The sequence below is a fragment of the Microbacterium proteolyticum genome, assembly GCF_029639405.1.
Lineage (GTDB): Bacteria > Actinomycetota > Actinomycetes > Actinomycetales > Microbacteriaceae > Microbacterium.
Genome location: NZ_CP121274.1, coordinates 3347909 through 3369219, shown reverse-complemented (window position 1 = coordinate 3369219; position 21311 = coordinate 3347909). Strand labels below are relative to the sequence as shown.

Below are 21311 nucleotides of genomic sequence, written 5' to 3'. Positions count from 1 at the left end.
GGTCGTGCGTGGAGAGACGACTCAGGATCGTCGGGGATACTCGCACCATGGGGAAACGGGGGATCGGTGCGGGGGCCGCCATTGTCGTACTCGCCCTTCTCATGTCGGGATGCGTTCCGGAACCGAGTCCGTGGCCGACCGACTCCTCCACCCCCACCCCCGCTGCGACGGAGATGGGACCCGGCCCGGGTGATCGGCGCACCGTGAGCGAACCGACCCTCCCCGCCACGACGTGCACGTCCGTCTCCGCTCAGCTCGCTCTGCCCGACGGAACTGCCTCGGCGTCGGAGGAGAGCGATCCGCCCGACACCCAGCGCCTGCAGGAGGCCATGGACTCGTGCGCCCAGACCGGTGACGACACCGTCGCGGTGAAACTCGTGGCCGATGGCTCCTCCGACTCCTTCCTCAGTGGGCCGCTCACAATCCCGCAGGGGGTGTCGCTCGTTCTCGACTCCGACGTCACCCTGTACGCGTCGCGCAATCCCGCCGATTACCAGATCGACGGATCACCGGACTGCGGAACGGTGGCCACGACCGGGAAGGGTTGCCGACCGTTCCTCTCCGCGTCCTCGCCCAATGCGGGAGTGCAATCCCTCGCGGGCGCCGGCGGGGCGTTGGGCCGGATCGACGGTCGCGGCGGCTCGGACATGCTGGGGGCCTCGAGGACGTGGTGGGATGTCGCGCAGGAAGCGCGTGAGGGCGGCTTCCAGAATGTCCCGCGCCTGCTCCAGACCGATGGCGCGGACAACTTCGTCCTCTCCGACGTCGAACTGGTCGACTCCGCCGGCTACCACGTCTATTACGCCAACGGTGACGGCTTCACGGCCTGGGGCGTGCGCATCCTGACGCCGACCCACGCGAGGAACACGGACGGCTTGGACATCGACGGGGCCACCAACGTCACGATCGCCAACTCCTTCATCTCGGCGGGCGACGACGGAGTCGGTATCAAGGCATCCGCGCAGAAGACGGCGCACGTCAGTGTCTTCGGCAACCATCTGTACGGCACCCACGGCATATCGATCGGGGCGTTCACGACCGGGGGCGTCAATGATGTCATCATCCGGGAGAACACGATCAGCGGTGTGGATGCGTTCGGAGAAGCCAGCGCTTCGTCGGTCGGGATCCGCATCAAGAGCGCCACTCGCTTCGGCGGCACGGTTCAGCAGGTGGCCTACCACGACATCTGCATCGACCAGGTTTCGCGGCCGATCGACATCGATCCTTTCTACTTCGACCTCCGGGGCGACACGACTCCGTGGTTCACGGGTATTTCGATCGACGGGCTGACGGCGACGAACTCGCCCGCCGGGGCGGGATCGCGCCTCAACGGACTTGACAGTCAGCACCCGTTGGGTCTGACTATGTCGAACGTCCGTGTCGACGCCCCTCGCGTCCGGTCGTCGGATGCCAAGATCGCCGCCGACGGTGTGACCTTCGGCGGAGAGAACCTCGAGCTCGACGGGGACGGCGTGACGCTTGCGACGACGGAGGCCTCACCCGCTCCGATGTCCTGCGTGTTCCCGCCGTTCCCCGGGCTCTGAGGCTGGGCCGCCTCGGGCGTCTCGTCGCCGCGCGACCCGTCGTCAGAAGCCCCCGAGCTGCCCCGGGTGCGTCAGCCGCCACCACAGCGTCGGCGGTTCCAGATCGCCGACGACCTGCAGGTCCGACGAGACGCTGTGCGGGCCCGCCGTCCACGTGACCGTTCCGACCTTCTCGCCGTCGGCCCAGGTCTGCGGCTGCACGATCTGCACGGACGGCGTGATCGGCGTGTCCGACCAGGTCCGGATCGCCGCGGTGCGCGTGAGCACGACGTGCGCCTCCGCTCCCCACGCGGTCGTGATCGTCCCGAGATCCTGGCCGGGCGAGGCGACCGAGACGTCGTGGAATCCGGCCTGCACGCTCTTCAAGAACGCCGCCACGTCTTCATCGGTGGAGTCGTGCGTGGCGCCGCCGAGCCGTACGCCGGTGATCTGCAACGGCGCCTCGACCCCGACGTCGAGCAGCGAGCTGAACAACAGGTTGAACGTTCCCTCGCCGAGGTTGCCGGTCTTGAGACCCCGCACCCCCGCGGTGCCGAGGAGGTCGTTCGTGTTCGTCACGAAGCCCGGTCCGTTCGGCAGCGAGATCGAGGGGAGCGCAACGATCGCCGCGAGCGCGGGGTTGGACTCGGCGATCTTGCCGAGGGCGACGAGGTCGCTCGGCGTCGACGTGTTGCGGTCGTCGAGGCCGGTGGCATCCACGATCCGGGTCGAGGTGAGGCCGTTCGCGTCCAGCCACGCGCGGGCCGCGTCCACGTAGGCACCCTCGGAGCCGTATCCCCAGCGCGCCAGGGCGACCGCGTAGTTGCTCGCCGAGGGGAGCAGCATCGTGGCCAGCGCGTCGTGCAGGGACAGTGTCGTCCGATCGGGCATCTTCGCGATCGTCGCGCCGAGCACGTAGAACTGGTCGTAGAGGTCGGTGTCCGCCTCCGTGAACGCCACGGTCGGGCCCGGATCGTCAGGTCCGTCGAGGGGATGCCGGTCCAGGACGACGAGCGCGGTGATGAGTTTGGCTACGCTCGCGATGGGCCGCGGGTCATCGCCTCCGGAGGTGGCCCACACACCGTCGGTGTCGGCGCCGAGGTACTGCTCTCCGCCCACCACGCTCACGCGCATCGATCCCGATGACGGCAGGCGCACGGTGGCGGCCTCGCCGGCGGTCACGCCCGGGGATTGTGTCGCCAGCGTCGGCGCCGGGAGCGGGGCGCTGGACGCCCACCACACGTACCCTCCGGCACCGCCGAAGACCGCGAGGATCGTCACCAGCACCACCACGAGCGCAATGCGACCGGCTCTGCCCGAACCGGATGCCGCCGGTGCCTCGTCCATCAGATCGGAGAACCGATTCAGCTCGTCCGTGCCATCCTGCGTCTGCCCCATGTGATCCCCCGCGTCGAACCCTAACCGTTCGTGGGACGAGATCGGAGCACACCGTCCTACAGGCGTTCGGCGAACACCACGTGGTTGTCGAGATAGGAGCCGGCATCTCGGTCGAAGATGCCTCCGCACGTGATGACCCGGAGCTCGTCGCGCGCGGTCGCGCCGAACACGCGGGCCGTGGGAAACGCGGCCTTCGGATAGTCCGCGGTCTCTGTGACGCGGTAGCCGTGCACGCGCCCCTCGGCGTCGTACACCTCGATGACGTCGCCCACGGACACTTCGTCGAGTCGCTGGAAGACCGCGGGGCCGGTAGGGGAGTCCACGTGCGCCGCGATCACCGTCGGGCCCGTCCCGCCCGGACGCCCGCCGCCGGTGAACCAGCCGACGTCGTCGTAGTCGACGGGCACTTCCATGGCACCGTCCGCGGCGAGCCCGAGCTCGATGAGCGGCTCATCGAGACCGAGCACGGGGATGCGGACGCGGGTCGGGTCGGCGGCCGTGACAGACGCAGGTGCCGCGCTCGCCGCGGCGGAAGCGGGGGTCGGCCTCGGCGCGGCGTCGGAGGGCGCGACGATGGTTGGTGCGGCGTCGGTGGGCGCGGCGCCCGCGCACCCGGTGCAGATCCACACCGCCGCGACTGCGACGACGGCGCACCGCGCAGCGGTCGTCTGCTCGAGACGACGCGCTGCGCGCCACGGGACGGCGAGGTCACCGCGTCGAGACCGCGCGGCGACGGTGCAGGACGACAGCCCCGGCGGCCAGAAGACCCGCACCGCCGAGAGCCGCCGAGACGACGAGCGGAGCCGTGCCGGCCTCGACGGATCCGCCGGCACCGGTGTCGACGCCGCCCACGGGGATCTCGGTGAGCTGACCGCGAACGACACCGGCCGGCGAGCCGACGGTGTGCGAGTCGCCCGTGAACCCGCTCGGGTTGGCCTCGATCTGCGCGAGCGAGAACCCGTCGCCGGTGTCGGCACCGTTCGCCTGGACGCCGGTGGTGAAGGGGCCCTGGAGGCAACCGGACGAGGTCCGCGGTCCATCGCCGGCGGGGGTCGGGTTGGGGAACGCGATGCGCGGCGGTCCGGCCTGACCGACCGCGGCCTCGTGGATGTGCGTGGCGGTCTTGGCGGGGCTCTGGTAGTCGCCCGTCACGCCCTCGAGCCGGATGTCGTAGCAGATGATGTCGAGTTCGGAATTGATGCGGAACGTGAACGTCCCCGTCGCGCCGGCCTCGCCGGGGGTCGCGACGCCGTCGTTGTTGATCACCTGGTCGGGGGTAGCCATGACCGTGAATGCGCTCGTGAACTCCGCCGGCTCAGCGACTTCGGTCTCGGCGTGTGCCGGCGTGCCGAACCCGAGGAGCGCCACACCCGCGAGGGCACCGATCGCGAGGGGGCGGGCGTACGTCTTCTTCGTCATCATCGTGCCTTTCGATCGGGACCCTCGTGGGCCGCTTGCGGGGTGTACGTCGGCGACCGGCCGCGCGTTCATCCGTCGCGCAGCGTCGGTGGTGAACGTTTCCCGCCTCGCGGACGTATCTCTTGCCGAGGGACGGCGCTTCGCTGCCGATAGCCTCGGAGAGGACGGGCGATGAGCTGGACACCCGCGGAAGACGAGGGAGCCCGCATGCCGATGGCGCGACGGCATCCGACTCCATTCGATGTCCGCAGCGCCTTCCGGGAGCATGGCGGCTCGCTGCTGGGGTACGCCGTGAATGCGCTCCGCGATCGGCCGCTCGCCGAGGACTGCGTGCAGGAGACCTTCCTCCGGGCCTGGCGGGCGCGCGACCGGTTCGATCCCGGTCAGGCCTCGACGAGGACCTGGCTCTTCTCGATCGCCCGCAATGTCATCGTCGACGTGCTGCGTGCCCGGGCGCGCCTGCCATTGCTCGGCGATGACGCCGAACTCGAGCACCGGGCCGTCGAGGCCATCGACCCCCTGGAACGGCTGCGCATGCTGGAAGCGCTGTCCGTGCTGAGCGAGGCGCATCGCACGGCCGTCGTCGCCGTTCACCTTCACGGGCGCTCGTACCAGGAACTCTCGGATGCCACGGGCGTCCCGGTGTCCACATGGCGCACCCGCACTTTCCACGCGCTCCGCGCGCTCCGTACGCACCTCGAAGAACTGGAGGACTCCGATGCGCACTCCCGATGACCGGTGGGCCGAACTCGTCGCCGCAGCGCTCGCCGGCGAGCTCAGTGCGGCCGAGACCGTCGAGTTCGACGAACTCCGCCGCAACGATCCTCGGCGTGGGGAGGAGTACGCGAGCTTGCAGGGGGTCGCGCAGCGCCTGCGCCACGGCGATGTGACCTGGGTGGCACCGAGGGACACATCGGAGCTGGAAGACCGGATCCTGGCATCCATCCAGAGGGAGAATGCCGTCGGCGCGGCGCCGTCGCCCGGCGCGCGTGTCGGCACTCGTCGCAGGCGAGCGTGGCTCACCCCGCTCGTGGCCGCGGCGTGCCTCCTGATCGGTATCGTCGTCGGCGTGAACAGTGCGGGGGCGTTCACTCCCGCGATCCCGGTAGGCCCGCCCGGAACCCTCGGTGCGCTCGAACAGATCCAGGTCAGCGACGACACGGCCGGGGTCGACGTCGACGCACAGCTGGTGGCGCATACCTGGGGCACGGAGGCCTACCTCGAAGCCCGCGGGTTGAACGTGGGCCGAACGTACGAGCTGGTGTTCGTCGCGGCCGACGGGGAGGAGTTCACCGCGGGAGAGGTGCTCGGCTCGGAGGTCCCGATCGTTTGCCGAATGAATGCCGCGGTGCTGCGCGGTGACACCGTGCGGATGGAACTGCGCGACGGCCCGGACGTGGTGGTCGCCCACGCGGACCTCCCGCGGGTCTGACCGCTTCCTCACCCGTGCCGGAAGGTCAAGCCCCCCGGCCGTCCGAGGAACCGCGCCTACCGTGGCGTCATTCGGGAAATACCCGGCCACCAAGCGGAGGGAGTCGACATGGGACTCGACGACAAGATCAAGAACACCGCAGAGGACCTCGCCGGCAAGGCGAAAGAAGGCTTCGGCAAGGCCACCGGCAACGAGCGTCTCGAAGCCGAGGGCCAGGCCGACCAGTCGAAGGCCGATCTCAAGCAGGCCGGCGAGAACGTCAAGGACGCCTTCAAGTAAGCGGTCCTCCGAACGCCCCGACCACACCGGTCGGGGCGTTCGTCGTCTCCGGGCTCAGAGATCGGGATAATGGCCGGATGACCGATGTCGCCGCGTCCGTGACCACCGCCGTGTCCGGAACCCCCGTCGTCCTCCGCGCCCACGGCTACGAAGCCGCGATCGCGAGCGTGGGCGCCTCCCTCCGATCGCTGACCCACGAGGGGCGCGACCTCGTCGTGCCGTTCGACGCTGACGAGGTGCGCCCGTACTTCCGCGGCGCGACCCTCGCCCCGTGGCCCAACCGCGTCGTCGACGGCGTGCACCGTTTCGGCGGCGGAGAGCACCGGCTCGCGCTCACCGAGCCGAACCGCGGCCACGCTCTCCACGGGCTCCTCGGGTGGGCGGACTGGGACGTCGTCGACGGCGACGACGCCTCCGTGACCCTCAGCGCAACGGTGCCCGCGCAGGACGGCTACCCGTGGTGGGTCGAAGTGACCACGACCTATAGCCTCGGTGCCCACGGGCTGACCCAGACCGTCCGCGCCACCAACCGGTCCGAGACCCCCGCCCCATGGGGAACCGGGCCGCACCCGTACCTGGTCGCCGGTCCCGCGCCCCTCGACGCGTGGACGTTCGCGCTGCCGGCCGACACCGTGCTCGAGGTCACCCCCGACCGTCTCGCGCCGGTGGGCGTGGCATCCGTCACTGTCGACGCCGAGCGGTTCGACTTCCGCGCTCCGCGGGAGATCGGCGAGGTCGAGATCGACCACGCGTTCACCGACCTGACCCGGGATGCCGACGGGCAGGCGACCGTGACGCTCACCGACCCGTCGGGCACGGGTGTCGCGATGACGTGGGACGCGGGATGCGCATGGGTGCAGATCCACACCGCCGACCGTCCCGAGGGGCCCGACCACCCGGCGCACCGCGCGGGACTCGCCGTCGAGCCGATGACGTGCGCCCCCGACGCCTTCAACGACGACGCCTACGACTTCGCCACCGGTGTCGTGGCCCTCGCCCCGGGCGAAAGCCACGAAGTCGGCTGGACGATCTCCGCGCGCTGAGACGAAGAACCCCGCCCCGGTCCGAGGACCGGGGCGGCGTTCGTGCGCGTGGATCAGACGACCTGCGCGCCGCACATGCCGCAGTCGCCGCCGGCCGAGACCTCGACGAAGCAGTCGGGGCACATCGCCCGCGTGGGGCGATCGGTGACGGGCGTGGGCTTCGGGGACGCGGTGCGCCGCTCGGAACGCGGTGCCGACGCGCGGGCCTTCTTGAGCTCGATCGGGGCGGGTGGCGCGGGCGCCGGCGCCGGCTTGTGCGCGTCGCAGTAGAACCGGACGAACCCGCCGTGGTGCTTGGGGTGGCGGTGCTTGACCGCCCACAGCTCGGTGCGGTCGAACAGCTCACCGTCGGCTCCGCACCCGGCGCAGCGGGTGGGCTCACCGGGCACGACATCGGCGACGACGACGGGGACATCGAAGGCGATGGCATCCCGCCAATCCGCGGACGAGACGATCTTCATGGGGGACCCTTCTTCGGCGGTTCGGGCCGCCTCCCTCTCAACGGTACGCGCCCTCGGAGGGTCGCGGGGACGTCCTTTGCGTACACAGGGGGTGGACAGCGCCGGAGAGCCCCCCGATAGGTTGGAAGGAATTCCCCCTGCGTCGCCTCGGGCGGCGCCCATCGAAGGAGAAGCATGGAAATCGCCGCTCTGGGGGCGATCGGTCTCGTCGTCGTCATCGCTCTCGTCGTCGTCATCGTCGTCATCCTGATCATCGCCGGGCTCATTCGCGGCTGGTACCGCGTGGCCAAGGCGGACGAAGCCCTGGTCATCGTCGGTAAGCGCCAGAAGGCCGCCGACGGGAACTCCTCGCGCATCACCGTCATCACCGGTGGCGGCGCCATCGTGAACCCCCTCACGCAGCGCGGCGAGATGATCTCGCTGCGTGCCCGTCAGATCAAGATGGAGCCGACGGCGCAGTCGTCCAACGGCGTCACCGTGAACGTCAGCGGCGTGGCTCTCGTGAAGATCGGATCCGACCCCGAATCGGTGCGCCGTGCCGCCGAGCGCTTCGCATCCCAGGACAAGGCCATCGAGCAGTTCACGACGGAGCAGCTCGAGGGCGCGCTCCGCGGCGTCGTCGCGACGCTGACGGTCGAGGAGCTCATGCGCGACCGGCAGCGGCTGTCGGACCAGATCGCCGAGGGCATCAAGGCGGACCTGTCGTCTCAGGGCCTGATCCTGGATTCGTTCCAGATCCAGGGCGTCACCGACAGCAACGGCTACATCGCGGCGCTCGGCGCCACCGAGGTCGAGCGCGTCAAGCGCGAGGCGGAGGTCGCGCGCATCAACGCGGTGCGCGAGATCCGCGCGCGGCAGATCGCCACCGACGAAGCGAACCTCATCGAGCAGACCGCGCTCGACAAGAACAGCGCCGCGGCGAAGGCCGAGGTCGGCCGTGCCAACGCCGAGGCCGAGCAGGCCGAAGCGCTCACGCGCGCGGAGCGCCGCCAGGCGGTTCTGCAGCAGGAAGCGCAGAACACCCAGGCGCGCCTGGAGTCCGAGGTCGCCCGCGTCGCCGACGCCGACCTGTACCAGCGGCAGAAGGATGCCGACGCCGAGGCCTACGCGCAGATCAAGGCCGCGGAGGCCCGCGCACAGATCGCCGAGCAGGAAGCCGCCGCCGTCCGCGTGCGCGCCGAAGCCGACGCGCAGTCCGTGCGTCTGGCCGGTGAGGCGCGCGCCGAGGCGATCCGCGCCGAGGCGGAGGCTCTCTCGCACAACCAGGAGGCCCTGCTCGCGCAGCGTGCGCTCGAGGCCCTCGTGCCGATGATGGCCGAGTTCGCCAAGGGGTACGACCGCGTCGGCAACGTCACCGTCCTCGGCGGCGACGGCGCCAGCGGTCACCTCGCCGCGGAGTCGGCGGCGGGGCTGCGTTCGTCGTTCGAGGCCGTGCGCGCGGCGACCGGCATCGACCTGACGGCGATCATCCAGGGGCGCGCCGTGGCCGACGCGTTCGCCGACGCGTCGCGGCGCCCCGTTGAGCCGGAGACGGTCGCGGCGGCGACGTCGGCGCCGACGGCATCCGAGCCCGGCGCCTGACGGGAGCGGACCGTGCCCGAGGCACCCGAGGTCGAGGCGCTCACGCTGTTCCTGCGTGAGCGCCTCACCGGACACGTCGTCGTCGCCGTCGAGCTGGCGGAGTTCCGCGCGCTGAAGACGCGGGCCCGTCCCCTCGAGGAACTCGTCGGTCGGTCGGTGACCGGGGTGGAGCGCTACGGCAAGCACATCGACGTCGACCTGGGCGGGCGCCACCTCGCGATCGGCTTCGGCCGCGCCGGCTGGGCGACGTGGGGCGACGGCGACGTGGCATCCGCTCCGCCCGAAGGCGCGGCCCTCATCGCGACGGTGACTTTCGACGACGGGGTGCTCGGCATCACCGACGCGGGCGACTGGCTCTCCGTCCAGCTCCACCTCGTCGACGACCCGCTCGATGTGCCGGCCGTGGCCAAGCTCGGACCGGATGCCGCCCGTCCGGCGTTTTCGCGCGACGACCTCGTGCGCGCCCTCGGGAAGCGCCGGAAGCAGCTGAAGGCCCTCCTGCAGGAGCAGGAGTCGCTCGCGGGCATCGGCAACGCCTACTCGGACGAGATCCTCTTCGTCGCGCGGCTCTCGCCGCTCGCGCACGCGGCGTCGCTCGGCGACGACGAGGTGACGCGCCTGCACGAGGCGCTGCGTCTCGTTCTGGACGAGGCGGTGGCCGCTCGCCGCGGGGTTCCGATCGCGGAGCAGAAAGCAGCGAAGGTCGCCGCCATGCGCGTCCACGGCCGCACCGGAGAGCCGTGCCCCCGAGGGGACGGCGTCATCGAGGACATCCCGGGGACGAAGGGCGGCGGCCAGTACTGCCCGTCCTGTCAGGCGTCACCGGCCTGAACGGAGCGGGGCCCCGAGCCGCAGCCCGGGGCCCCGCGAGGGTGCGACCCTCACGCCGTCTGGCCGGAGTGCTTCCCCTCGGCGACCTCTTCGATCAGCTTCGCGTTGAACGCGGGCAGGTCGTCGGGGTTGCGGCTGGAGACGAGGCCCTGGTCGACGTGGACCTCCTCGTCGACCCACGTGGCGCCGGCGTTGCGCAGATCCGTCTGCAGCGTCGGGTAGCTGGTCAGCGTGCGGCCCGTCAGCACGTCGGCCTCGGTCAGGATCCAGCCGCCGTGGCAGATCACGGCAACCGGCTTGTGCTGGTCGAAGAACGCGCGGGCGAAGTGCACGGCATCCTTCACGATGCGGATGTCGTCGGCGTTCTGCACGCCGCCGGGGAGCACCAGCGCGTCGAAGTCGTCGGCCGTGGCGGATCCGACGGGCAGGTCGATCTTCTGCTCGTGGCCCTTCTCTCCGGTGACCGAACCGTCGGCGGGGGAGACGAGCACCGCCTCGGCACCGGCCGACGTGACCGCGTCCCACGGACTCGTGAGCTCGCTGTCTTCGAAGCCGTCGGTGAGCAGGAAGGCGATGCGCTTTCCGGTGAGGTCCGTCATGGGACTCCTCTCGATGGGGGCGGGGATGCCACCACGCTAGGAAGGGTCGCGAGCCCGTGGACGGGGGTTGCGGATGCCGATCGCCCCGGCTACCCGAGCGCCGCCGGGACCGCGGCCCGTTCGGGCGCGCGCGGGCGTAGCATGGAGGGATGTCCGGTGAGACCACCCCTGAGACCGAGACGCCGTCGAAGCCGCTGATCGCGTTGCTGACGCCCCCGGCCGACGACGACGCCCCCGCTGCCTCCCGCTGCTGCGGCGGCGGTTCCTGCTCGCTGAACTGACCGCGACCTCGACGCGTCGCCGAGGCCGCGCCGCGGGTCAGTGCGCCGGCACTCCCGCGCCCTCGATCTGGTCGGCGGGCTTGCGGATGAGGAAGGCGCCGACGATGAGGGGCAGCGAGACGATCGCCGCGATCATGAATGCGGTGCGCGCCCCCGCCGCGTCGCCCTCGACACCTCCGCCCATTCCGGCGGACACGCCCGACATGACCGTCACGAGGAGCGCGATGCCTGCCGCTCCGGCGACCTGCTGCACGGTTCCGACGACCGCGGAGCCGTAGGAGTAGAAGCGGGGCTCGAGCGACCCGAGGGATGCCGTGAACAGCGGCGTGAACGACAGGGCGAGCCCGATCGACAGCACCGTCTGCGCCACGACGAGCAGCACGAAAGATGTGTCGGTGCCGACGGTCGCGTAGAACCAGAGAACGACGCTGGTGATGACGGCGCCGGGGATCAGCAGGATCTGCGTGCCGCGTCGGTCGTAGATGCGGCCGATCAGAGGACCCGCGAGCCCCATCGCGAGCGAGCCGGGAAGGACCGCGAGGCCGGTCTCCAGCGCGGTGCGTCCGAGGACGTTCTGCAGGTAGAGCGGCACCAGCGTGATCGCGCCGAAGAACGCGAGCGACATCACGCCGAGCTGGACGACCGAGAGTGTGAAGTTGATCGAGCGGAACACGCGCAGGTCGAGCAGGGCCGCGTCGGAGCGCTGCAGGCGCACCTGGCGCCACCCGAACAGCGCCAGGGCGACGATGCCGATCGCGAAGGACGCGACGAGCGTCACCGTCGCGGTGGCACCGGCATCGCCGGCATCCGTCGATCCGCCATGACCGCCGCCGATCTGACTGAGGCCGAAGACCACGCCGCCGAAACCGAACGCCGACAGGATGACCGAAAGGACGTCGATGGGCGCTTCCCTGGTCTCGCCGAGGTTGCGGATCCAGCGGGCACCGACGAACAGGGAGACCAGGGCGATCGGGAGGACGATTCCGAAGATCCAATGCCATCCGAGCGAGTCCAGGACCACGCCCGACATGGTGGGGCCGATCGCGGGGGCCAGCGCCATGACGATGCTGACGCGTCCCATCATGCGGCCGCGGTGCTGCGGGGGCACGATCGTCATGAGGGTCGTCATGAGCAACGGCATCATCATCGCCGTCCCGGACGCCTGGATGACCCGCGCGGTGACGAGCAACTCGAACCCGGGCGAGAGGAACGCCACGAGGGTGCCGAGCGAGAACAGGGTCATCGCCGTGATGAAGATCTGGCGGGTGGTGTAGCGCTGCAGCAGGAAGCCCGTGACGGGGATGACGACCGCCATCGTGAGCATGAAGGCGGTCGTCAGCCACTGGGCCGCGACGGCCGTGATGTTCAGGTCGCGGATGAGGTGCGGGATCGCCACGTTCATCGTGGTCTCGTTGAGGATCGCCACGAAAGCGGCCACGAGCAGCAGCCAGATGACCCGGTTCTGCTCGGCCGTGACCCCCGACACCGAGGTCGGGGGAGCGGTGGGTGTTCCGGTGGTGGCGGCCATGGCGAGATCCAATCCAGGGAGGGCGTCGTGGCGTCACGGAAGGCGACGGACGTGCGGGGTAACCGCGGGACGCGGCCCCCTATTCCCGGTCGACCGAGGGAGCCCGGTGTCGAGCGGCTGTGCCGAGTCTATGGGGGACCCCCGACATCGCTCCTCGCGTCCCGGTGGCCCCGGTCGGACGTAGGCTGACCCGCATGAGCATGGGCGGCATGGGCGGAGGCATGTTCCGCGGCGTCTACGCGGAGACGCAGCGGCAGCGCAATGCCGAGGCGCCGCGCGTGCCCGACCTGGGCCGCCGCGTGGCGTCCCTGTTCCGCCCCTACCGTCGACGCATCGCCATCACGGTGATCCTGGTCGTGCTGGGCGCCGCGGTCGCCGTCATCCCGCCGCTGCTCGTGCAGCGCATCTTCGACGACGCGCTGTTCCCCGTCGACGGCTCGCCGGTCGACCTCCGACTCCTCACCGGGCTCGTCGCGGCGATGATCGGCCTCTTCCTCCTCTCGGGGGGCCTCGGTGTCGCGCAGACGTGGTTCACCGCCACGGTCGGCAACCGCGTCACGGGTGATCTCCGGGTCCGCCTGTTCGATCACCTTCAGGCGATGGAGCTCGGCTTCTTCACGCGCACCAAGACGGGCGTCATCCAGTCGCGCCTGCAGAACGACGTCGGTGGTGTCTCGGGCGTGCTCACCAACACGGTGACGAGCATCCTCGGCAATTCGGTGACGGTGGTCGCCTCACTCGTGGCAATGATCCTCATCGACTGGCGCCTGACGCTGATCGCCGTCGTCATCATGCCGGTGCTCGTCCTCGTGCAGCGCCGTGTCGGCCAGGTACGGGCACGGATCGCCGCACAGACCCAGGAGTCGCTCTCCGAGCTGTCCGCGATCACGCAGGAGACCCTCAGCGTGTCCGGCATCCTGCTGTCCAAGTCGTTCAACCGGCAGCGCACCGAGTCGACCCGGTACGACGCCGAGAACGCCAACCAGGTGCGCCTGCAGGTGCGGCAGGCGATGAGCGGGCAGCGCTTCTTCGCGGTGGTGCAGGTCATCATGGCCAGCGTCCCCGCGATCATCTACCTCGTGGCCGGCATCCTCGTCGGCAGTGGCGCGGGCACGCTCACGGCGGGCACGATCGTCGCGTTCACGACGGTGCAGGCGCGGTTGCTGATGCCGCTCATGGGTCTCATGCGCGTCGCCCTCGACGTGCAGACCTCGTCCGCCCTGTTCGCGCGCATCTTCGAGTACCTCGACCTGAAGCCCGCGATCGCCGACGCGCCCGACGCGATCCCGGTGTCGGAGGCGCCCGGCCCCGTCGGACGCATCGAGTTCCGCGACGTGGTGTTCCGGTATCCCGATGCGCCCGAGCAGGCGCGACCCACGCTCGGCGGCGTCTCGTTCGTCGTGGAGCCGGGGCAGCACGTCGCGTTCGTCGGCCCGTCCGGCGCGGGCAAGACGACGATCCTGTACCTGACGCCGCGCATGTACGAGGCGAGCGCGGGAGCGGTGATGTTCTCGGGCGCCGACGTCCGCACCCTCGAACGCGCGTCGATCATCGACGACATCGGCATCGTCTCGCAGGAGACATACCTCTTCCACGCCTCCGTCCGCGAGAACCTGCGCTACGCGAAGCCCGAGGCGACGGATGCCGAGATCGAGGCAGCCTGTCGCGCGGCCAACATCCATCACGTCATCGCCGGATTCGAGGAGGGCTACGACACGATCGTGGGCGAACGCGGCTACCGGCTGTCGGGCGGCGAGAAGCAGCGCATCGCGATCGCCCGGGTGCTGCTGAAAGACCCGCCGGTCCTCCTGCTCGACGAGGCGACGAGCGCCCTGGACACGGTGTCGGAGCGCATCGTCCAGGAAGCGCTCGAGACTGCGGCGCACGGCCGCACGACGCTGTCGATCGCCCACCGCCTCTCCACGGTCATCGGTGCCGACCGCATCCACGTCGTCGACGCCGGACGCATCGTCGAGTCGGGCACCCACTCCGAGCTCCTCGCCGCGGGCGGACTTTACGCCGGGCTCGCCGCCGAGCAGCTCGCCGCGTCGTTCGTGCTCACGGAGGAGGAGCGCGACAGCGTCGATCTCGGGCGTCCCGCCCTGGTCTCCCGTCGCGGCGACCAGCCGCCGGCGTAGGCTCCCCGCCCGGTCGGCGCCGGCCCTCCGGTGCGCGCTCCACGCCCGGCGGGCACGCCGCGTCGCTCGCCGAGCGGCGTCGAGTGTCCAAGACACGCGGACCACTCGCCGTGGCATCCGCGTGTCGTGGACACTCACGTGCCGCCGCAGCCCGGACCCGGTCGAGTGTCCAGGACACGCCGTGAGCGCAGCACCCGATGCGGCGTGTCCTGGACACTCGCCGGGCGACGCGACCCGATGCGGCGTGTCGTGGGCGCTCGACCGACGCCGCGGGGCGCCCTACGCCGGCAGCGTCTCGAGGAACGCCTCGAGCGCGATCCGGTACACCGGATCGGGGTGCGTCTCGGCGATGCGTTGCAGGGGTGGAAGATCGAGCGTGCGGATCAGGCGTCCGCGCTCGGCCACGGCGGCGTCGGCTCCCGCCGCCCGCAGCACGGCGATGCCCTCGCCGAGCGCCTCGAGGTAGTCGCGCAGCACGTCGACCTCGCTCAGACGCTGGGTGATGGAGCTGCGGTCGCGGCGTTCCCGCCAGTCCACGACGACGTCGGGAACGACGTCGAACGCGGTCGCGAGCGTGTACATGCGCTGTGCGACGACCTGGTCCTCGTAGTAGCGCCCCTCGGGGAAGCGCAGCCCGTGGGCGTGCCAGAAGTCGGTCCGGCTGAGCTTGGACCAGGCCACGATGTTCCCGGATGCCGAGGGGTGCTCCGTCAGCGTCGTCCCCGTGCGGGCGGGGTCGGTGGCCGCCGACACCCACGGTTGCACGTCGCCCGCGGTGTACTCCGGCCCGTCGGCGTCGGGCCGCAGCCGGACGTACGCGCCGACGACGAAGTCGCTCCGGGAGGACTCGAGGGTGGTCCAGAGCCGTTCGAGCGCCCCCGGCCGGAGACGGTCGTCGGCGTCGAGGAACGCCGTGTAGGGCGTGTCGACGAGGTCGAGGCCGCTGTTGCGGGCGGCGCCGAGTCCGCGGGGCTCGTCGTGCTCGACGAGCTCGAAGCGCGGATCGGCGGCAGCCGCGTCGGCGAACAGGCGGCGGGTGTCGTCGGTCGAGCCGTCGTCGACGAGGACGGCCCGCCACCGTTCGAGGGTCTGCGTCTGCAGCGATCGCAGGGCTTCACCGGCGAACTCGGCCACGTCTCGGCCGGGGACGATCACGGTGATCGCGGGGGAACTCACCCGCGTGATCCTACGGCGGTCACCGCCTCGGCGACGGCGATTGCCACGGCGTCGAGATTCTGCGTCATACGGTGGGGGAAAGTGAACCGGACGGCGGTGCGGGCGTCGTCGGGGTCGATGCCCAGGGCGAGCAGGACGTGCGAGGCCTCGTCACTGCCCGCCGCGCACGCCGAGCCGCTGGACGAGACGATCCCGCGCCGTTCGAGTTCGAGCAGCACCGTCTCGCCGTTCACACCGGGGAAGACGAAACTGGCGGTGGCGGGCAGACGGTGCACGGGGTGCCCGGTGAGTCGCGCGCCCGGGACACCCGCGAGCACCCCCGCGACGAACGCGTCGCGCTGACGCACGGCGACGGCGGCCTCGGTCTCGCGTTCGGCCTCCGCCAGCGTCAGCGCGGTCGCGATGGCGACGGCGCCGGCGACGTCCGGGGTCCCCGAGCGCCGCCCGCGTTCCTGACCGCCCCCGTGCAGCAGCGGTTCCAGGGGGAGTCGCCCGCGGACGGCGAGGATGCCGGTGCCCTTCGGCGCGCCGATCTTGTGCCCCGCGATGGTGATCGCGTCGGCGCCGAGCCCGGCGAGCGGCAGCCACCCCGCGGCCTGCACCGCGTCGAGGTGCAACGGCACGCCCCGGGCCTTCGCGACGGCGGCGAGGGCCGCGGCATCCTGAACCGTCCCGACCTCGTTGTTGGCGTACCCGACGCTCACGAGCGCGGTGTCGTCGCGGAGCGCGTCGGCGAGGGCGTCGGGGGAGAGCGTCCCGGTCTCGTCGACGGGGGCGTAGGTGACGTCGACGCCGTGCAGCCGGGCGAGGTAGTCGGCCGAGGCGAGGACGGATTCGTGCTCGATCGCCGTCGTGATCAGGTGCCGCCGCCCCGATCCGAGGACGAGGCCTTTGATCGCGGTGTTGTTCGACTCGGTGCCGCCGGAGGTGAACACGATGTCACCGGTGCGCATGCCGAGGATCGCGGCGACGCGCGCGCGGGCGTCCTCGAGAGCGGATGCCGCGGCCTCGCCGACCTCGTGGTGACTCGACGGGTTGCCGAACCACCGGGTGAGGTACGGCGCCATCGCCTCGACGACCTCGGGGCGGACCGGGGTCGTCGCGGCGTTGTCGAGGTACAGGCTCACGTCGTGCGGATGCGGATGTCGAGACCGAGGTCGAGCGAGGGAGCGGAGTGGGTGAGCGCCCCGACGGAGATGACGTCGACGCCCGTCTCGGCGATCGCGCGCACGGTGTCGAGCGTGACCCCGCCGGACGCCTCCACGACGACGCTCCCGGCGACCTTCTCGACGCCGGCCCGCAGGTCGTCGAGCGAGAAGTTGTCGAGCATGATCGTGTCGACACCTGCGGCCAGGACGGCGTCGATCTGGTCGAGGCGGTCGACCTCGACCTCGACGTGCGTGGTGTGCGGGAGTCGCGCGATCGCGCTTTCCAGCGCCTGCGTGAGCGGCAGACCGGATGCCGCGAGCACGGCGAGGTGGTTGTCCTTGGCCATGACGGCATCCGAGAGGGAGAACCGGTGGTTGTGGCCGCCCCCGTCGCGGACCGCCTGCCGCTCGATCGCGCGGAGTCCCGGCGTCGTCTTGCGGGTGTCGACGATGCGCGCGCCGGTGTGGGCGACGGCGGCGACGTAGCGGCTGGTGAGGGTGGCGATGCCCGACATCCGCTGCACGAAGTTCAGTCCGATCCGCTCGGCGGTCAGCACCGCCCGTGCGGGGCCGGTCACCACCGCGAGCACTTCGCCCGGGACGAACTCGGCGCCGTCGGCGACGCGGATGTCGACGTCGATCGTCGGGTCGGTCAGTGTGAACGCCGCGCGGAACACGGCGGCCCCGCTGAAGACGCCGATCTCACGGGCGATGAGTTCGGCGCGGGCGGTCGCATCCGCGGGGATGAGCGTCTCGCTGGTGAGATCGCCCCACGGGGCGTCCTCCTCGAGTGCGGCGGTGACGACGCGGTCGATCGCGGCGCGGGTCAGCATGCGAGGGCCTCCTGTGCGGGAAGGGACGTCACGGCGGGGCCGGCCTCGTCGGCGCGGAAGTGGGCGCCGACCGATCCGGTGCGGGCGAGGGCGGCGCCGACGACGTGCTGCGCGACGAGGAGCAGTCCCGCGTCCTCCGCGTTTCGGAGGCGGGGGTCCGCTGCCCACGCGGCGAGGACACCGGCGGCGCGGCGGAGGCCGTCGTCGTCGCGGACGAGCCCGGCGTGCTCCCACATGAGCTCTTGCAGAGCGGCACGGGTGAAGGGGGGAGCGCTGGCGGCCGCGACGACCGGGAGCGGGACGGCTGCCGGCGCCTCGACCGGCGGCCACGCGCGGTCGGTGGCCGCCGCCTCGCCGGCGCGCGCGCCGAACACGGCGCCCTCGAGGAGCGAATTGGATGCCAGCCGGTTCGCGCCGTGCACGCCGGTGCGGGCGGTCTCACCGACCGCGTACAGCCCCGGCACCGTGGTCCGTCCGTCGAGGTCGGTCACGACGCCGCCCATGAGGTAGTGCGCGGCGGGAGTGACCGGAATCGGTTCGCGCGACCAGTCGAGGCCGCGGGCGCGGACGGCGGCGTCGATGGTGGGGAACCGCCGGGCGAGACGTTCGGCGCCGAGGGCCGTGGCATCCAGGCGCACGGGGCGCCCTCCCTGCGCGGCCATCGCGCGGGCGTTCGCGCGGGCGACCACGTCGCGCGGGGCGAGTTCGCCGTCGGGGTGGGCGTCGAAGGCGAAACGGCGTCCGGCGTCGTCGATCAGGGTCGCGCCGTCGCCACGGACCGCCTCGGAGACGAGGAACGCGTCACCGACCGCGAGGGCCGTGGGGTGGAACTGCACGAACTCGAGATCGGCGACGGCGGCTCCCGCGCGCAGGGCCGCGGCGATCCCGTCGCCGGTGGCCGAGACGGGGTTGGTCGTGTGGGAGTAGAGCTGCCCGGCACCGCCCGTCGCCAGGATGACCGCGTCGCCGCGGAGGCGCCGCGTCGTACCGCCCGTCTCGACGTCGATGCCGACGACCCGTTCGCCCTCGATCACGAGCTCCCGCAGCATCGTGTGCTCGAGCACCTCGACGCCCCTCGCCGTGCGCACCGCGGCTCCGAGCGCGGCCTGGATCGCCGCGCCCGTGGCATCCCCTCCGGCGTGCAGCACCCGCGGGCGTGCGTGCGCCGCTTCGAGTCCCCGCGCGAAGTCGCCGTCGGCCGCGCGGTCGAAGGTGACTCCGCGGTGGACGAGCTCGGCGATCCGGTCGGGGCCTTCGGTCACGAGCGTCCGCACGGCGGCGGGGTCGTTCAGGCCCACGCCGGCGGTCAGAGTGTCGGCGATGTGCGAGTCGACGGTGTCGTCCGGGGCCGTGACGGCGGCGACGCCGCCCTGCGCCCAGCGCGTGTTGGTGTCGGCCAGGAAGCCCTTGGTGACGACGGTCACCCGGCACCCCCTCTCCGCCGCGTGCAGGGCCGCGGTGAGACCGGCGATGCCGCTGCCGACCACGATGACGTCGGTCATTTCACGGCGCCGTTCGGCTTGGCCGCGAGCATGCGCTCGAGGGCGACCGTGGCGGGCTCGGCGACGTCGGCCGGCACCGTGATGCGGTTGACGACCTCGCCCGCGACGAGCGACTCCAGCACCCACGCGAGGTAGCCGGGGTGGATGCGGTACATCGTCGAGCACGGGCAGACGACCGGGTCGAGGCAGAAGATCTCGTGCTGCGGGTACTGGGCCGCGAGGCGCTGGACGAGGTTGATCTCGGTGCCGATGGCGAAGGTCGTGGGGTGCTCGGCCGCGGCGATGGCCTTGCGGATGATGTCGGTGGACCCGGCTTCGTCGGCCGCGTCGACGACGTCCATCGGGCACTCGGGGTGCACGATCACCCGGACGCCGGGGTGCTCCGCGCGGGCCCTGTCGATCTGATCGACGGTGAAACGACGGTGCACCGAGCAGAAGCCGTGCCACAGGATCACGCGGCTGTCCTCGAGCTGCTCCGCGGTCGAGCCGCCGAGCGGCCGGCGCGGGTTCCACATCGGCATCTGCTCGAGCGGCACGCCCATCGCCTTCGCGGTGTTGCGGCCGAGGTGCTGGTCGGGGAAGAACAGCACGCGGCGGCCGCGGGCGAAGGCCCACTCCAGCACCGTGCGCGCGTTGGACGAGGTGCACACGATCCCGCCGTGACGCCCGACGAACCCCTTGATGGCCGCGCTGGAGTTCATGTAGGTGACCGGGATCACGGGGACGAGGCCGTCGGCATCCGGGGTCTCGAGGTCGCCGAGCACGTCTTCGAGCTGCTCCCAGCACTCCTCGACCTGGTCGATGTCGGCCATGTCGGCCATCGAGCAGCCGGCCGCGAGATTGGGCAGGATGACGGCCTGCTCGGGACGCGACAGAAGGTCGGCGGTCTCGGCCATGAAGTGCACACCGCAGAACACGATCGCCTCGGCTTCGGGGCGGTCCTTCGCCGCGTTGGCGAGCTGGAACGAGTCGCCGACGTAGTCGGCGTGTCGCACGACCTCTTCGCGCTGATAGAAGTGTCCGAGCACGACGACCCGGTCGCCCAGCGTCGCCTTCGCCGCGCGGATGCGCGCGTCCAGCTCGTCGTCGGGGGCCTCGCGGTACTCGCGGGGCAGCTCGCCCTGCCGCGGCGCGCCCGTGGGGATGACGTCGCCCATCGACGAACCCGGGCCGTAGCCGGGGCGCGTGTCGAAGTCCCAGGGCCCTACGGCGAGGTCGGTCGTGCAGGTGGCGTCGGTGGACGCGCCGGAGACGATCGCCTGGATGACGTGATCGACGGAGGGGTCGATCTCGGGGCGGGGCTGCAGGGTGAGGGATGTCGTGCTCATGGGCGGTCCGATCAGTGACGGGACGTGAGCGGGCCGCGGTCGGCGAGCTCCACGTCACGGTTGTAGCGGTACAGGCGTGCGGGGCGGTGGCTCCCGGTGCGGAAGCGTTCGGTCGGGATGAGGGTGTCGGAGGTGTCGATCTGCCGGCGGAAGTTCGCCGGGTCGAGGCGGCGCCCGAGGATCGTCTCGGTGACCTCGCGCAGGTCGGCGAGGGTGAACTCGTCCGGCAGGAGTCCGTGCGCGATGCGGCTGTAGCCGACCTTGTTGCGCAGGCGCCAGAGCGTGTACTCCACGATGTGGTTGTGGTCGAAGGCGAGGGCGGGCAGCGCGGCCGCGTCGAACCACTCGACGTTCTCTGGCGCGTCGCCCTCGCGGGCGTGGGCGGCGACCTGGGCGTCGACCTCGTCGGAGCGCAGTAGCGCCCAGTACACGATGGACACGACGCGGGTCGGTGAGCGGTCCACCGCCCCGAAGGCGTAGAGCTGCTCCAGATAGCTCGGCGTGAGCCCCGTGGTCTCCTCCAGGGTCCGGGATGCCGCGGCATCCAGGCTCTCGGTCGGGTCGAGCCAGCCGCCCGGGAGCGCCCACCGGCCGCCGTAGGGGTCGCGCGTACGCCGGACCAGGGGGAGCGAGAGCACCGGCTCGTCGTCGGCGTCGCGACGGACGCTGAAGATGACGGTCGACACCGCGACGCGCACGTCGGCGTCGCGGGACTCGGGCTCGGGGGTTCGTGTCATGGTGACCATATCTCCGAGGTCGATCTTAGTGTCATCCTGACCCGAAGGGCAAAACGGCTGTCTCCCAGCGGTCC

21 protein-coding genes are annotated in these 21311 nt (G+C 71.4%); 9 read left to right on the top strand and 12 right to left on the bottom strand.

From position 1 onward, the window contains the following. Nucleotides 1–203 precede the first annotated feature (203 nt). Entirely contained in the window at nt 204–1544 is a 1341-nt protein-coding gene (locus P8R59_RS16910; RefSeq protein ID WP_278102013.1) for a glycoside hydrolase family 28 protein, read from the top strand. 42 nt (nt 1545–1586) lie between these two features. On the opposite strand, the gene P8R59_RS16905 is transcribed toward P8R59_RS16910, so the two are convergent. Genes P8R59_RS16905 through P8R59_RS16895 form a run of 3 tightly spaced genes read right to left on the bottom strand, consistent with a single transcriptional unit; the run spans nt 1587 to nt 4340 of the window. After that, nucleotides 1587–2921, bottom strand: coding sequence for a D-alanyl-D-alanine carboxypeptidase family protein (locus P8R59_RS16905; RefSeq protein ID WP_278102012.1), 1335 nt, complete (start codon nt 2919–2921; stop codon nt 1587–1589). A 56-nt stretch (nt 2922–2977) separates the two neighbouring features. Then, nucleotides 2978–3694 carry a class F sortase gene (locus P8R59_RS16900; protein WP_278102011.1) on the bottom strand — a complete coding sequence of 239 codons (717 nt, stop codon included), beginning with the start codon at nt 3692–3694 and terminating at the stop codon, nt 2978–2980. Beyond that, nucleotides 3630–4340: a CHRD domain-containing protein gene (locus tag P8R59_RS16895; RefSeq protein WP_278102010.1), complete on the bottom strand. Its 711-nt coding sequence runs from the start codon at nt 4338–4340 to the stop codon at nt 3630–3632. Before P8R59_RS16895 ends, P8R59_RS16900 begins: the two co-directional genes overlap by 65 nt. Before the next feature lie 171 nt (nt 4341–4511). Between P8R59_RS16895 and P8R59_RS16890 the strand changes: the two genes are divergently transcribed. From P8R59_RS16890 to P8R59_RS16875, 4 genes are all read left to right on the top strand, one after another. Beyond that, nucleotides 4512–5075 carry an RNA polymerase sigma factor gene (locus P8R59_RS16890; RefSeq protein ID WP_278102009.1) on the top strand — a complete coding sequence of 188 codons (564 nt, stop codon included), beginning with the start codon at nt 4512–4514 and terminating at the stop codon, nt 5073–5075. After that, the gene (locus P8R59_RS16885; RefSeq protein ID WP_278102008.1) at nt 5059–5772 is read left to right on the top strand and encodes an anti-sigma factor; all 714 of its coding nucleotides are present in this window, start codon (nt 5059–5061) and stop codon (nt 5770–5772) included. Before P8R59_RS16890 ends, P8R59_RS16885 begins: the two co-directional genes overlap by 17 nt. A 108-nt stretch (nt 5773–5880) precedes the next feature. Further along, a complete protein-coding gene (locus P8R59_RS16880; RefSeq protein ID WP_077051818.1) occupies nt 5881–6051 on the top strand; it encodes a CsbD family protein in 171 nt (56 codons plus the stop codon). A gap of 77 nt (nt 6052–6128) precedes the next feature. Next, complete coding sequence (locus P8R59_RS16875; RefSeq protein ID WP_278102007.1) at nt 6129–7094, top strand: aldose 1-epimerase family protein; 966 nt, start codon at nt 6129–6131, stop codon at nt 7092–7094. Between the two features lie 53 nt (nt 7095–7147). Here P8R59_RS16875 and P8R59_RS16870 read toward each other — a convergent pair whose 3' ends face one another. Next, entirely contained in the window at nt 7148–7555 is a 408-nt protein-coding gene (locus P8R59_RS16870) for a glucose-6-phosphate dehydrogenase (RefSeq protein WP_278102006.1), read from the bottom strand. A 174-nt stretch (nt 7556–7729) separates the two neighbouring features. Here P8R59_RS16870 and P8R59_RS16865 point away from each other — a divergent pair, with 174 nt between their 5' ends. Both P8R59_RS16865 and P8R59_RS16860 read left to right on the top strand, forming a co-directional pair. Next, on the top strand, nt 7730–9136 hold the full coding sequence (locus P8R59_RS16865) for a flotillin family protein (protein WP_278102005.1): 1407 nt from the start codon (nt 7730–7732) through the stop codon (nt 9134–9136). A 12-nt stretch (nt 9137–9148) separates the two neighbouring features. Then, nucleotides 9149–9967 (top strand): DNA-formamidopyrimidine glycosylase family protein, encoded by an 819-nt coding sequence (locus P8R59_RS16860; RefSeq protein WP_278102004.1) that lies wholly within the window; start codon nt 9149–9151, stop codon nt 9965–9967. Between the two features lie 50 nt (nt 9968–10017). On the opposite strand, the gene P8R59_RS16855 is transcribed toward P8R59_RS16860, so the two are convergent. Further along, nucleotides 10018–10566 (bottom strand): type 1 glutamine amidotransferase domain-containing protein, encoded by a 549-nt coding sequence (locus P8R59_RS16855; RefSeq protein ID WP_278102003.1) that lies wholly within the window; start codon nt 10564–10566, stop codon nt 10018–10020. 149 nt (nt 10567–10715) lie between these two features. Here P8R59_RS16855 and P8R59_RS16850 point away from each other — a divergent pair, with 149 nt between their 5' ends. Beyond that, on the top strand, nt 10716–10847 hold the full coding sequence (locus P8R59_RS16850; protein ID WP_272918309.1) for a hypothetical protein: 132 nt from the start codon (nt 10716–10718) through the stop codon (nt 10845–10847). 37 nt (nt 10848–10884) lie between these two features. On the opposite strand, the gene P8R59_RS16845 is transcribed toward P8R59_RS16850, so the two are convergent. Continuing rightward, nucleotides 10885–12375: an MDR family MFS transporter gene (locus P8R59_RS16845; protein WP_278102002.1), complete on the bottom strand. Its 1491-nt coding sequence runs from the start codon at nt 12373–12375 to the stop codon at nt 10885–10887. Nucleotides 12376–12575: 200 nt separating this feature from the next. On the opposite strand from P8R59_RS16845, the gene P8R59_RS16840 reads away from it, so the two are divergent. Further along, a complete protein-coding gene (locus P8R59_RS16840) occupies nt 12576–14513 on the top strand; it encodes an ABC transporter ATP-binding protein (protein WP_278103847.1) in 1938 nt (645 codons plus the stop codon). A 279-nt stretch (nt 14514–14792) separates the two neighbouring features. Here the strand turns inward: P8R59_RS16840 and P8R59_RS16835 are convergent, their stop codons facing one another. The 6 genes from P8R59_RS16835 to P8R59_RS16810 are packed head-to-tail and all read right to left on the bottom strand — an operon-like array spanning nt 14793 to nt 21237. Continuing rightward, nucleotides 14793–15689 carry a glycosyltransferase family 2 protein gene (locus P8R59_RS16835; protein ID WP_278102001.1) on the bottom strand — a complete coding sequence of 299 codons (897 nt, stop codon included), beginning with the start codon at nt 15687–15689 and terminating at the stop codon, nt 14793–14795. Next, on the bottom strand, nt 15686–16816 hold the full coding sequence (locus P8R59_RS16830; protein WP_278102000.1) for a cysteine desulfurase family protein: 1131 nt from the start codon (nt 16814–16816) through the stop codon (nt 15686–15688). Before P8R59_RS16830 ends, P8R59_RS16835 begins: the two co-directional genes overlap by 4 nt. After that, nucleotides 16813–17670 (bottom strand): carboxylating nicotinate-nucleotide diphosphorylase, encoded by an 858-nt coding sequence (gene nadC, locus P8R59_RS16825; RefSeq protein ID WP_278101999.1) that lies wholly within the window; start codon nt 17668–17670, stop codon nt 16813–16815. Before nadC ends, P8R59_RS16830 begins: the two co-directional genes overlap by 4 nt. Then, nucleotides 17664–19172: an L-aspartate oxidase gene (nadB, locus tag P8R59_RS16820; RefSeq protein ID WP_278101998.1), complete on the bottom strand. Its 1509-nt coding sequence runs from the start codon at nt 19170–19172 to the stop codon at nt 17664–17666. The genes nadC and nadB overlap by 7 nt, the downstream gene beginning before the upstream one ends. Continuing rightward, nucleotides 19169–20500, bottom strand: coding sequence for a quinolinate synthase NadA (nadA, locus tag P8R59_RS16815; protein ID WP_278101997.1), 1332 nt, complete (start codon nt 20498–20500; stop codon nt 19169–19171). The genes nadB and nadA overlap by 4 nt, the downstream gene beginning before the upstream one ends. 11 nt (nt 20501–20511) lie before the next feature. After that, nucleotides 20512–21237 (bottom strand): NUDIX hydrolase, encoded by a 726-nt coding sequence (locus P8R59_RS16810; protein WP_431606863.1) that lies wholly within the window; start codon nt 21235–21237, stop codon nt 20512–20514. Nucleotides 21238–21311: the final 74 nt, after the last annotated feature.

Bases quoted from the DNA above. Each gene is read 5' to 3' on its own strand.
- P8R59_RS16840 (WP_278103847.1), top strand. From the start codon at position 12,576: ATGGGCGGCATGGGCGGAGGCATGTTCCGCGGCGTCTACGCGGAGACG.
- P8R59_RS16875 (WP_278102007.1), top strand. From the start codon at position 6,129: ATGACCGATGTCGCCGCGTCCGTGACCACCGCCGTGTCCGGAACCCCC.
- nadA (WP_278101997.1), bottom strand. From the start codon at position 20,500: ATGAGCACGACATCCCTCACCCTGCAGCCCCGCCCCGAGATCGACCCC.
- P8R59_RS16895 (WP_278102010.1), bottom strand. From the start codon at position 4,340: ATGACGAAGAAGACGTACGCCCGCCCCCTCGCGATCGGTGCCCTCGCG.
- P8R59_RS16845 (WP_278102002.1), bottom strand. From the start codon at position 12,375: ATGGCCGCCACCACCGGAACACCCACCGCTCCCCCGACCTCGGTGTCG.
- nadC (WP_278101999.1), bottom strand. From the start codon at position 17,670: ATGCTGACCCGCGCCGCGATCGACCGCGTCGTCACCGCCGCACTCGAG.
- P8R59_RS16855 (WP_278102003.1), bottom strand. From the start codon at position 10,566: ATGACGGACCTCACCGGAAAGCGCATCGCCTTCCTGCTCACCGACGGC.
- P8R59_RS16890 (WP_278102009.1), top strand. From the start codon at position 4,512: ATGAGCTGGACACCCGCGGAAGACGAGGGAGCCCGCATGCCGATGGCG.
- P8R59_RS16865 (WP_278102005.1), top strand. From the start codon at position 7,730: ATGGAAATCGCCGCTCTGGGGGCGATCGGTCTCGTCGTCGTCATCGCT.
- nadB (WP_278101998.1), bottom strand. From the start codon at position 19,172: ATGACCGACGTCATCGTGGTCGGCAGCGGCATCGCCGGTCTCACCGCG.
- P8R59_RS16850 (WP_272918309.1), top strand. From the start codon at position 10,716: ATGTCCGGTGAGACCACCCCTGAGACCGAGACGCCGTCGAAGCCGCTG.
- P8R59_RS16905 (WP_278102012.1), bottom strand. From the start codon at position 2,921: ATGGGGCAGACGCAGGATGGCACGGACGAGCTGAATCGGTTCTCCGAT.
- P8R59_RS16885 (WP_278102008.1), top strand. From the start codon at position 5,059: ATGCGCACTCCCGATGACCGGTGGGCCGAACTCGTCGCCGCAGCGCTC.
- P8R59_RS16880 (WP_077051818.1), top strand. From the start codon at position 5,881: ATGGGACTCGACGACAAGATCAAGAACACCGCAGAGGACCTCGCCGGC.
- P8R59_RS16810 (WP_431606863.1), bottom strand. From the start codon at position 21,237: ATGACACGAACCCCCGAGCCCGAGTCCCGCGACGCCGACGTGCGCGTC.
- P8R59_RS16870 (WP_278102006.1), bottom strand. From the start codon at position 7,555: ATGAAGATCGTCTCGTCCGCGGATTGGCGGGATGCCATCGCCTTCGAT.